Origin of the sequence: Streptomyces sp. KR55 (assembly GCF_052245645.1) — a bacterium.
Lineage (GTDB): Bacteria > Actinomycetota > Actinomycetes > Streptomycetales > Streptomycetaceae > Streptomyces > Streptomyces flavusporus.
In genome coordinates this window covers 1-10,775 of sequence record NZ_JBQQCE010000345.1, presented here as the reverse complement: position 1 = coordinate 10,775, position 10,775 = coordinate 1, and the positions used below count along the sequence as shown (strand labels likewise).

The following is a 10,775-nucleotide window of genomic DNA, read 5'->3' as shown; positions in this document are numbered from 1 at the left end:
CCACCCCGCCCCGCCCCGGGTCGCCGGACCGGCCGCACGTCACCGAGCTGCGACTCTCCGCCTTCGCCGGACACCGCGGTGCCGCACTCCCGCTCGGCCCGCTCACCCTGCTCGCGGGGCCCAGCGGCTCCGGCAAGACGAGTGCGCTGCGGGCGTACGACGCGCTGGCCCGGCTCGGTGGTGGCGCCGAACTCGGCGAGGCGTTCCCCGCCCCGATCGCCTGCGTGCCCGAACGCGCCCGGCCCGACGCCCAGCGCCGCCGCGGCTTCCGCATCGGCTGTACGGCCGACGGCCCCGAGGGCCCGGTCCGGCTCGACGTCGCCGTCCAGGCCGAACCCGACCTGCGTGTCGTGGGGGAGCGGCTGTCGGCCGACGGCGTGGTTCTGCTGGAGACCGCTCTGCGCGACCCGGGCCGGCGCGCCGTACAGGCCGCCTGGCACACGGCCGGCTCGGCGCCGGTGACCCGCGCCCCGCTGCCCGACGACCGGCTCGGCACCGCGCTGCTGCCGCTGCGGGTGGCCGGCAAGACCGACGGACAGCGGCGCGTCCTCGCCGCCGCCGAACAGATGGTCGTCGCCCTGCGCTCCGTCTTTGCCTGCGACCCGCGGCCGGAACGCATGCGCTTCCCCGTGCCGATGGGCTCCGGGCGGCTGTTCGGCGGCTGCGGCAACCTGGCCGACGTCCTGTGGCGCACCCGCGCGGAGTGCGTCCGGCGGCATGCGCAGCTCGTCGCCGCGGTGCGCGCGGGATGCGCCGGAACCGTCGCGGAGGTCCTCGCCGAACCGCTCGGCGACGGCACGGTCCGCGCGGTGCTGGACCGGGGCGACGGCATCCGGACCGCCCTCGAACGGCTCGGGGACGGTGAGTTGAGGTACCTCGCCCTGACCCTGGTGCTGCTCACCGGGCCGGGCGTCCTGGAGGTCGACCCGGCCGGCGAGGTGCCCGCGGCCATGCAGACGCTCACCGTGCTCGCCGACGGCTTCGACCGCGCACTCGACCCACGGCAGTGCGGCGAACTGCTGCGGCTGGCGGCGCGGATGTGCGAGCGCGGGCACATCCGCCTGGTCGGCGCGGTGAGCGACGCGTCGTGGGCGGAGGGGACGGACGGAGTCACGGTGGTACACCTTGACGCGTGACTGAAGACCTGGACGTGGCGAAGCTCCAGCGCAGGCTGGCCGAGTTCGCCGCCGCGCGCAACTGGCAGCGCTACCACACGCCCAAGAACCTCGTGGCCGCGCTCAGTGTGGAGGCCTCCGAACTGGTCGAGATCTTCCAGTGGCTGACGCCGGAGGAGTCGGCGCGCGTCATGTCCGACCCCGACACCGCGCACCGCGTCACGGACGAGGTGGCCGACGTCCTCGCGTATCTGCTCCAGCTGTGCGAGGTGCTCGGCATCGACCCGCTGGCCGCGCTCGACGCGAAGATCGACCGCAACGAACGGCGGTTCCCGGCACCGGACGGGCCCTGACCCCGCTCCGGTTCCGGGTGGGGAGTCTCAGGCTCCCGGCCCGGGCGGGGAGTCGCAGGATCCACTTTCACTCTCCGCAGTCGAAATCTGAACCGCATCCGAATTGTTGTCCGCAGATTTCCGTCTTCCTCTGGCTTTTTGCCTCACGCTCCCTCACTCTGGGTAGTGGACAAGGGTGTTCGGGCGACGTGCTGAGAGCGCGGCGGGACAGACGGGGGCAGCGCATGGATGCGGTGCGGCTCATCCTGACGAGCAGGCGTGCCCTGGCGGCAAGCGGCGATGTGACTCAGACCATGACGGAGGTGTGGCAGGCGCAGGCCCTGGCCCAGGCGATCGGCAGTCGGCTCGCGGTCTCCGGACCGCCCGAACTGCGCGGTGAAGCACTGGGATTGACCGAGCTGGCGGGCAGAGGCTGCGGCGTGCTCGGCACACCGGAGCTCGACAAGGGTGAGCTGCGCGCGGCCCAGCTCACCGAGCTGGGTGACGCCCGGCAGGCTCTCCTGCACCTCGGCGGCCTGCTCGGCGAGGTCGGCATCGCCCTCGTCGGCATCGCCTGCTCCGCGCCCGACGAGGGCACCTACTGGCAGTGCATGGAGGCCATCGACGCGGCGGACGAGTCACGGGACCGGGTGCTGGAGATGCTGCGCAAGCTGGCGGACCGGGAGCACGTGGTGCCGGAGCGGGAGGCGGGCTAGGCAGGTCGGACATGACGGCCTCCTTGGCGTGGGACCAATGACGCCGTGCGGAGGGCGAGAGGGCAGGATGGAGGTATGGATCTTCGAATCTTCACCGAGCCCCAGCAGGGGGCGACCTACGACACCCTGCTCACCGTGGCGAAGGCCACCGAGGACCTTGGCTTCGATGCCTTCTTCCGTTCCGATCATTATCTGAGGATGGGCTCCGGGGACGGCCTCCCCGGCCCCACCGACGCCTGGATCACCCTCGCCGGCCTCGCCCGCGAGACCAGGCGCATCCGGCTCGGCACGCTGATGACCGCCGGCACCTTCCGGCTGCCCGGCGTCCTCGCCATCCAGGTCGCCCAGGTCGACCAGATGTCCGGCGGCCGTGTCGAACTCGGCCTGGGCGCCGGCTGGTTCGCCGAGGAGCATGCGGCGTACGGCATCCCCTTCCCGAAGGAGAAGTTCGGCCGTCTCGAGGAGCAGCTGGAGATCGTCACCGGGCTGTGGGCGACGGAGGTGGGCCGGACCTTCGACTTCCACGGGAAGTACTACGAGCTCAAGGAGTCGCCGGCGCTGCCCAAGCCCGCCCAGCCGAAGATCCCCGTACTCATCGGCGGCCACGGCGCCACCCGCACCCCGCGGCTGGCCGCGCAGTACGCCGACGAGTTCAACATGCCGTTCGCCTCCGTCGAGGACAGCGAGCGTCAGTTCGCCCGGGTCCGCGCCGCCGCGGAGGAGGCCGGCCGCAAGGGCGACGACCTCGTGTACTCCAACGCCCTCGTGGTCTGCGTCGGCAGGGACGACCAGGAGGTGGCCCGCCGCGCCGCCGCGATCGGCCGCGAGGTCGAGGAGCTGAAGGCCAACGGCCTGGCGGGCACCCCGGCCGAGGTGGTCGAGAAGATCGGCCGCTACGCCGAGGTCGGGACCCAGCGGATCTACCTCCAGGTCCTCGACCTGCACGACCTGGACCACTTGGAGCTGATCTCGGCCCAGGTCCAGTCGCAGCTGTCCTGAGGACTTCCCGGCGAAAATCACAGGTGTCCGTGTGGAGGTTGTCTGTACGTTGGCATGGCCCACGCGGGCGCATGCCCGCACTTCAGACCCCTTCGAGGCAACCCTGTGTTCCTGACGATCAGTACCACCGGCACCCCGGAACGCCCGGCGACCGACCTCGGTTTCCTGCTGCACAAGCATCCCGACAGGGCGCAGGCGTTCTCCACCTCCTACGGCAAGGCGCACGTCCTCTACCCCGAGGCCGACGCCGAACGCTGCACGGCGGCCCTGCTGCTGGAGGTGGACGCGGTGGCACTGGTCCGGCGCGGCAAGGGCAAGGGCCGGGGCGGCGCCCCCGACGCGGCCCTCGCGCAGTACGTCAACGACCGCCCGTACGCGGCCTCCTCACTGCTCGCCGTGGCACTGAGCGGCGTCTTCTCCAGCGCGATGCGCGGGGTGTGCACCGCCCGCCCCGAGCGCGCCGGGGAGCCGCTGCCGCTGCGCATCGAGATACCGGCGCTGCCCGCCCGCGGCGGCCCGGACCTCGTACGACGCCTCTTCGAGCCGCTGGGATGGGCGGTGACCGCCGACCCGGTGGCGCTGGACAGCGAGTTCCCGGAGTGGGGCGACTCCCGGTATGTGCGCCTCGTACTGGAGTCGGAGGTGCTGACCCTCGCGGCGGCCCTGCGTCATCTGTACGTCCTGCTCCCGGTTCTCGACGACGCCAAGCACTACTGGGTCTCCTCCGACGAGGTCGACAAGCTGCTGCGGGCCGGTGAGGGCTGGCTGCCCGGCCACCCGGAGCAGAAGCTGATCACCAGCCGCTATCTGTCCCGCCGCTGGTCGCTGACCCGGCAGGCCATGGAGCGGCTCGAACTGGTCCGGCTGGCCGAGGCCGACGACAGCGAGGTCGAGGACCTCGACAACGCGGTCGAGGCCGAGACCGAGGAGGCCGAGAAGCCCACCCCGCTCGCCGTGCAGCGGCGGGACGCGATCGTCTCGGCCCTGCGTGCGTCCGGTGCCGCGCGGGTCCTCGACCTCGGCTGCGGTCAGGGCCAGTTGGTGCAGGCGCTGCTGAAGGACCCGCGGTTCACCGAGATCGTCGGCGTGGACGTGTCGATGCGGGCACTGACCATCGCCTCCCGGCGCCTGAAACTGGACCGCATGGGGGAGCGGCAGGCCTCGCGCGTCACGCTCTTCCAGAGCTCCCTCGCCTACACCGACAACCGGCTCAAGGGGTACGACGCCGCCGTGCTCAGCGAGGTGATCGAGCACCTCGACCTGCCCCGGCTGCCCGCGCTGGAGTACGCGGTGTTCGGCGCCGCCCGACCCCGGACGGTCCTCGTGACCACCCCGAACGTCGAGTACAACGTCCGCTGGGAGTCCCTCCCGGCCGGTCACGTCCGGCACGGCGACCACCGCTTCGAGTGGACGCGGGACGAGTTCCGCCAGTGGGCCGGAAAAGTCGCCGAACGGCACGGCTACGAGGTGGAGTTCGCGCCCGTCGGGCCCGACGACCCCGAGGTGGGGCCGCCCACCCAGATGGCCGTCTTTTCCCTGAGCACAGCCACGACCAAAACCACGAAGGAGGAGAAGGCCGCATGACCGTCGACACCAAGGGGCGCACCCTGCCCGTCACCGACCTCTCCCTCGTGGTGCTGATCGGCGCCTCCGGCTCGGGCAAGTCCACCTTCGCCCGCCGGCACTTCAAGCCGACCGAGGTGATCTCGTCCGACTTCTGCCGTGGGCTCGTCTCCGACGACGAGAACGACCAGAGCGCCACCCGGGACGCCTTCGACGTCCTGCACTACATCGCGGGCAAGCGCCTGGCCGCCGGCCGCCGCACGGTCGTCGACGCCACCAGCGTGCAGCCGGACGCCCGAAGGAAGCTGATCGAGCTGGCCAAGCAGTACGACGTGCTGCCCATCGCCATCGTGCTCGACGTGCCGGAGCAGGTGTGCGCCGAACGCAACGCGGCCCGCGTCGACCGGGCCGACATGCCGCGCCGGGTCATCCAGCGGCACACCCGCGAACTCCGCCGCTCCCTGCGCCACCTGGAGCGCGAGGGCTTCCGCAAGGTGCACATCCTGCGCGGAGTGGAGGACGTCGAGAACGCCACGATCGTCACCGAGAAGCGCTTCAACGACCTCACCCACCTCACCGGCCCTTTCGACATCATCGGCGACATCCACGGCTGCTCCGCCGAACTGGAGTCGCTGCTGGGCAAGTTGGGTTACGTCGACGGAGTGCACCCCGACGGCCGTACCGCCGTCTTCGTCGGTGACCTCGTCGACCGCGGGCCCGACAGCCCCGGTGTGCTGCGCCGTGTGATGTCGATGGTGACGTCGGGCAACGCGCTGTGCGTGCCCGGAAACCACGAGAACAAGTACGGGCGGTATCTCAAGGGCCGCAAGGTCCAGCACACGCACGGGCTCGCCGAGACCATCGAGCAGATGGAGGGGGAGAGCGAGGAGTTCCGGCAGCAGGTGCGGGAGTTCATCGACGGGCTCGTCAGCCACTACGTCCTCGACGGCGGCAGGCTGGTGGTCTGCCACGCCGGTCTGCCGGAGAAGTACCACGGCCGGACGTCCGGCCGGGTCCGCTCGCACGCGCTGTACGGCGACACCACGGGGGAGACCGACGAGTTCGGGCTGCCGGTGCGCTACCCGTGGGCGGAGGACTACCGGGGCCGGGCGGCGGTGGTCTACGGCCACACTCCGGTCCCGGAGGCCACCTGGCTGAACAACACCATCTGCCTGGACACCGGTGCCGTCTTCGGCGGCAAGCTCACCGCGCTGCGCTGGCCGGAGCGGGAACTGGTCGACGTACCGGCGGAGCGTGTCTGGTACGAGCCGGCCAAGCCGCTGAGGTCCGAGGCGCCCGGCGGGCATGACGGCCGGCCGCTGGACCTGGCGGACGTGCACGGGCGCAGGGTGGTGGAGACCCGGCACGCCGGCCGGATCTCGGTCCGCGAGGAGAACGCGGCGGCCGCGCTGGAGGTGATGAGCCGCTTCGCGGTCGACCCGCGTCTGCTGCCGTACCTGCCGCCGACCATGGCACCGACGGCGACCTCGCACGTCGACGGCTACCTGGAGCACCCGGCCGAGGCGTTCGCGCAGTACGCGGCGGACGGGGTCGCGCGGGTCGTGTGCGAGGAGAAGCACATGGGCTCGCGGGCGGTGGCGCTGGTGTGCCGGGACGCGGAGGCGGCGCGGAAGCGGTTCGGAGTGGACGGCCCCACCGGGTCCCTCTACACCCGTACCGGCCGCCCGTTCTTCGACGACGTGTCCGTCACCGAGGAGATCCTCGGCCGGCTGCGGTCGGCGGTCGATGCGGCCGGCTTGTGGGCCGAGTTCGCTGCATCCAATAGCGCCTCCGGCGCGGGGGACTGGCTGCTGCTCGACGCCGAGCTGATGCCATGGTCGCTGAAGGCGTCCGGGCTGCTGCGCAGTCAGTACGCGGCGGTCGGCGCCGCCTCCGGGGCGGTGTTCCCGGGCGCGCTGACCGCGCTGGAGGGCGCGGCGGCCCGCGGCGTCGACGTGGCCGGCCTGCTGTCCCGCCAGCGTGAACGGGCAGCGGACGCCGCCGCGTTCACCGAGGCGTACCGCCGCTACTGCTGGACCACGGACGGCCTGGACGGCGTCCGCCTGGCGCCGTTCCAGATCCTCGCGGTCCAGGGCCGCAGCCTCGCCGGACTGCCGCACGACGAACAGCTCGCCCTGCTCGACCGGCTCGTCGAGCACGACGGCAGCGGACTGCTCCAGACCACCCGGCGTCTGTATGTCGACACCGGCGACCCGGAGTCGATCCAGGCCGGTATCGACTGGTGGCTGGAGATGACCGGCCGGGGCGGCGAGGGCATGGTCGTCAAGCCGCTCGGGGCGTTGGTGCGCAGTACGGAGGGTCGCCTGGTGCAGCCCGGCATCAAGTGCCGGGGCCGCGAGTACCTGCGGATCATCTACGGTCCCGAGTACACGCGTCCGGACAATCTGGCCCGGCTGCGGCAGCGGTTCCTGAATCACAAGCGGTCGCTGGCGATCCGCGAGTACGCGCTCGGTCTGGAGGCCCTGGACCGGCTGGCCGAGGGTGAGCCGCTGTGGCGGGTGCACGAGGCGGTCTTCGGGGTGCTCGCCCTGGAGTCCGAGCCGGTGGACCCACGGTTGTGACCCGGCCCGTGGGCCTGGGCGCCCACAGGATGCGCACGGCACCCTTGTGCCCCTCCCGTCTCCGTCCGTAGGGTGAACGGCCTTGCTGCGTACAGGAGTTCGGGAGGGCGCGTCGATGGACATCAAGAAGACAGTGATCCGCGAGGAAGAGCGCACGAACCGCCGACCGGCCGTGATGGAGAAGCGGCCGACCCGCTGACCGGGCGAGGAGCCGAGGCAGGTGTCCACGGAGGGAGCGGTGTGCGCGTTCGGCTGGTGACCATGCCCTGGCATCCGATCGATCTGCCCTCGCTCCAGGTGGGCCTGCTGCACAGTCTGCTGCAGCAGGCCCGTCCGGACGACGAGGTGAGCGAGTTCCACGGCTCACTGAGCTTCGCGGAGCTGCTGCTGGAGCGGTCCGGCGGGCGCCTGCGGCCCGGCGACTACGAGGCGGTCGGCAGCGACTCGATCTTCCACGGGCTCGGCGACTGGGTCTTCTCGGGCGTGCTCTACGACGACCCGGACTGGGGCGTCGCCCGTCTCGGGGACTACGCGGCGGACCGTGGGATCTGCGTCGACACGGCCTCCGAGATGAGGCTCCACGCGGCCGAGTTCATCGACCGCAGCGCCACCGAGGTGCTCGCGGACGATCCCGAGGTCGTCGGATTCACCACCACGTTCATGCAGAACGTGCCCTCGCTGGCCCTGGCCAAGGAACTCAAGCGTCGCCGCCCGGAACTCGTCATCGTCTTCGGCGGCAGCAACTGCGACGGCCCCATGGGGCACGCCCTGCACCGCAACCACCCGTTCGTCGACCACGTGGTGCGCGGCGAAGGGGAGTACGCCTTCCCCGCCCTCCTGCGCCACCTCGACGACGGCACGCCGCCCGCGGACGTCCCGGGCCTGTGCTGGTGGGACGGCGAGGTGTCCCGGGCCAACACGGAGACCCGGCGGACCGTGGCGCCCGCCGACATCCCCTCGCCCGACTACGACCAGTGGCAGGCGGCCCTGGAGGCGTCCCCGGTCATCGAGTACGTGTACCCGAAGCTGGTCGTCGAGGGGGCACGGGGCTGCTGGTGGGGGGAGAAGCACCACTGCACCTTCTGCGGCCTCAACGGCTCCGCCATGGCCTTCCGCGCCAAACCGGGGGAGCGGCTGTGGAGCGAGGTCGACCGCCTGGTGCGCCGGCACCGCATCCTCGATGTCGTCACTGTCGACAACATCATCGACATGGCGTACTTCAAGGACTTCCTCCCGCTCGCCGCCGAGAGCGGCTGGGACCTGCGGATGCACTACGAGGTCAAGTCCAACCTCACCCGCGGCCAGATCGAACTGCTGGGCAGAGCGGGCGCGGTGCTCCTCCAGCCCGGTATCGAGAGTCTGGGCAGCAGGGTCCTCGACCTCATGGACAAGGGGGTCACCGGCGCCCGCAACATCCGTACGCTCCGGGAGTTCGACAACCACTCGCTGACCTGCACCTGGAACTACCTGTACGGATTCCCGGGCGAGACCGCCGAGGACTACGCCTCCGTCATCGAGCAGATGCCCGCGCTCGTCCACCTCCAGCCGCCGGGCGGCGCCCACCGCATCCAGCTCGAACGGTTCAGCCCGCACTTCTCCGACCCCGGCCTCGGCTTCGGGAAGCGCCGGCCGGCCGAGATGTACCAGCACGTCTACGACCTGCCCGAGGACGAACTCACCGACCTGGTCTATCTGTTCGACACGGAGGACGCGGGCATCGGTGGGGAGACGGAGGCGGAGCTCAAGAAGGCCGTCGAGGCGTGGATCGCCGGGCATCCGGGATCGAGCCTGCTCATGGAGGACGCGGCCGACGACGAGGGCGCGCTGCTGGTCCACGACCGGCGACACGGGATGCCGCACCGCACCCACCGCTTCACCGGCTGGGAGGCCGCCGCACTGCGCCGCCTCGAGGACGGCCGGACCGAGCCCGCGCTGCACCGGCTGCTCACCGGGGACGGACACGACGTCCCCGCCGACGCGCTGGGCGAGTGGCTGCGGCACGTCCTGTCGCTGGGGCTGCTGTTCCGTGACGGGCGGACGTATGTGTCCCTGCCGACGCGTGATCTGCCGATCCGCATCGACCGCGGCCCGGTGGACGGTGCCTTGGCCGCGCGGGAGGTGGCGGGATGACCGGGCTCGGGCTGCCCGCGGGCGTCGCGCACCGCACCACCGGCCGGCGGGTCGACGTGGAGGAACCGCTCCGCCTCGGCGCGGGAGGGCGGGAGACGGCGGTGGCGGTCCAGTTCCTGCGTGAGTGCCAGAGCCAGGGACTCGACACGCGCTGGCGCACGGCGGACGAGGAGGCGACGTACGACCTGCGGATGCTGCGTCACCTGCCGCCACCGGTCGAACACCCTGATGAGGGCGACGAGTTGAGGGACTGGCGGGCCGGGTATGCGTACGGGATGCTCTATCACCGCCGTGGCCCGGACTTCGTCTCCGTCATGGACCGCAGGAACCGTCCCGCCTCGGCGCGTTTCACCCTCGACCACCCCGACCTGCTTGCCGCGTTCGACATCCTGCTGGCGGCCACGCCCGTCGACACGCTGAGCCCCGTGCACCGGGAGGCCCTCGACCTGCTGGCGGCCGAGCGGCTCGCCCTGGTCACCGACGGCTGGGCGGTCGCCCTGCCGCCGCGCCTGAGGCGCTGGCCGGTCCCCTGCACGGGGATCTGACGGTTGGATACGACACCTTCCGGCCCTGCGGTCCTGCTCCGCCGGCACCGGCCCTTCCTCCTGCTGTGCGGCGAACAGGTCGCCAGCTCCGTCGGCCGGCAGATCACCGCGCTGGCCGTGGCGCTGCTGGCCGTGACCGGGCTGGGCGCGGGGCCCTTCGGGGCGGCCGCGGTGTTCGGGCTGATGTATCTTCCCGGAGCCGTCCTGAGCCCGTTCGCCGGGGTGCTCGTCGACCGGCTGCCGCTGCGCGGCCTGCTCGTCACGGTCACCTCCCTGCAGGCCCTCGTCGTCGGCTCCCTCCCGCTCGCGGACGCCCTCGGCCACGTCGGCCGGGCGCATGTGTACGCGGTCGCCGTCGTCTCGGGTGCCCTGACCTTCACGTTGTCGGTCGCCCTGCAGGCCGCGCTGCCCCGGGTCGTCGGACCGGAGCGGCTGCTGACCGCCAACTCGGCGCTGACCGGGGCCCGTACCGCCGGCCTGATCGGCGGCCCCGCCCTCGGCGGCGTTCTGGTCGGGCTCCTCGGCGCCTCGCAGGCCCTGCTGGCTGCGGGCGTCGCCTACGCCGTGGAGGCGCTGCTCGTGCTCGCCCTGCCCGCCGCTCTGAACACGCCGGCCGGAGCACGGGAGACGGGCCCGGCCGCGCAGCCGTCGGCCGGTCTGCTCCGGGCGGGCCTGGCGGTGGTGCGCGCGGAGCGGGAGCTGCGCCGGATGGTTCTGTCGGGCGCCGGGCTCAACCTCGGCAGCGGTGCGGCGGGTGCGCTCTACGTCCTCTATGCCACCCGGGATCTGGCCC

9 protein-coding genes are annotated in these 10,775 nt (G+C 72.0%); all 9 read left to right on the top strand.

Features of this window, described 5'->3' with window-relative positions; genetic code table 11:
- Positions 1 to 1,136, top strand: a 1,136-nt coding sequence (locus ACTWQJ_RS36615) for an AAA family ATPase (protein ID WP_443310769.1), incomplete at its 5' end; no start/stop codon positions are given.
- Positions 1,133 to 1,468, top strand: a complete 336-nt coding sequence (locus ACTWQJ_RS36610) for a nucleotide pyrophosphohydrolase (RefSeq protein ID WP_385266268.1) — start codon at positions 1,133 to 1,135, stop codon at positions 1,466 to 1,468. The genes ACTWQJ_RS36615 and ACTWQJ_RS36610, both read left to right, overlap by 4 nt.
- A 224-nt stretch (positions 1,469 to 1,692) precedes the next feature.
- Positions 1,693 to 2,163, top strand: a complete 471-nt coding sequence (locus tag ACTWQJ_RS36605) for a DUF6099 family protein (RefSeq protein WP_443310768.1) — start codon at positions 1,693 to 1,695, stop codon at positions 2,161 to 2,163.
- A 75-nt stretch (positions 2,164 to 2,238) separates the two neighbouring features.
- On the top strand, positions 2,239 to 3,162 hold the full coding sequence (locus ACTWQJ_RS36600) for an LLM class F420-dependent oxidoreductase (RefSeq protein WP_443310767.1): 924 nt from the start codon (positions 2,239 to 2,241) through the stop codon (positions 3,160 to 3,162).
- Positions 3,163 to 3,267: 105 nt separating this feature from the next.
- Positions 3,268 to 4,746 carry a 3' terminal RNA ribose 2'-O-methyltransferase Hen1 gene (locus ACTWQJ_RS36595; RefSeq protein WP_443310766.1) on the top strand — a complete coding sequence of 493 codons (1,479 nt, stop codon included), beginning with the start codon at positions 3,268 to 3,270 and terminating at the stop codon, positions 4,744 to 4,746.
- Entirely contained in the window at positions 4,743 to 7,307 is a 2,565-nt protein-coding gene (locus ACTWQJ_RS36590; protein WP_443310765.1) for a polynucleotide kinase-phosphatase, read from the top strand. The genes ACTWQJ_RS36595 and ACTWQJ_RS36590 overlap by 4 nt, the downstream gene beginning before the upstream one ends.
- 240 nt (positions 7,308 to 7,547) lie before the next feature.
- Positions 7,548 to 9,437 (top strand): RiPP maturation radical SAM C-methyltransferase, encoded by a 1,890-nt coding sequence (locus ACTWQJ_RS36585; RefSeq protein WP_443310764.1) that lies wholly within the window; start codon positions 7,548 to 7,550, stop codon positions 9,435 to 9,437.
- Positions 9,434 to 9,982, top strand: a complete 549-nt coding sequence (locus ACTWQJ_RS36580) for a DUF5825 family protein (RefSeq protein WP_443310763.1) — start codon at positions 9,434 to 9,436, stop codon at positions 9,980 to 9,982. The genes ACTWQJ_RS36585 and ACTWQJ_RS36580 overlap by 4 nt, the downstream gene beginning before the upstream one ends.
- A gap of 3 nt (positions 9,983 to 9,985) precedes the next feature.
- On the top strand, positions 9,986 to 10,775 hold a 790-nt coding region (locus ACTWQJ_RS36575; RefSeq protein ID WP_443310762.1), incomplete at its 3' end, for an MFS transporter.

What these genes read in the sequence shown, in the direction of transcription:
- ACTWQJ_RS36580 (WP_443310763.1), top strand. Translation starts at nt 9,434, where the DNA reads ATGACCGGGCTCGGGCTGCCCGCGGGCGTCGCGCACCGCACCACCGGC.
- ACTWQJ_RS36600 (WP_443310767.1), top strand. Translation starts at nt 2,239, where the DNA reads ATGGATCTTCGAATCTTCACCGAGCCCCAGCAGGGGGCGACCTACGAC.
- ACTWQJ_RS36605 (WP_443310768.1), top strand. Translation starts at nt 1,693, where the DNA reads ATGGATGCGGTGCGGCTCATCCTGACGAGCAGGCGTGCCCTGGCGGCA.
- ACTWQJ_RS36590 (WP_443310765.1), top strand. Translation starts at nt 4,743, where the DNA reads ATGACCGTCGACACCAAGGGGCGCACCCTGCCCGTCACCGACCTCTCC.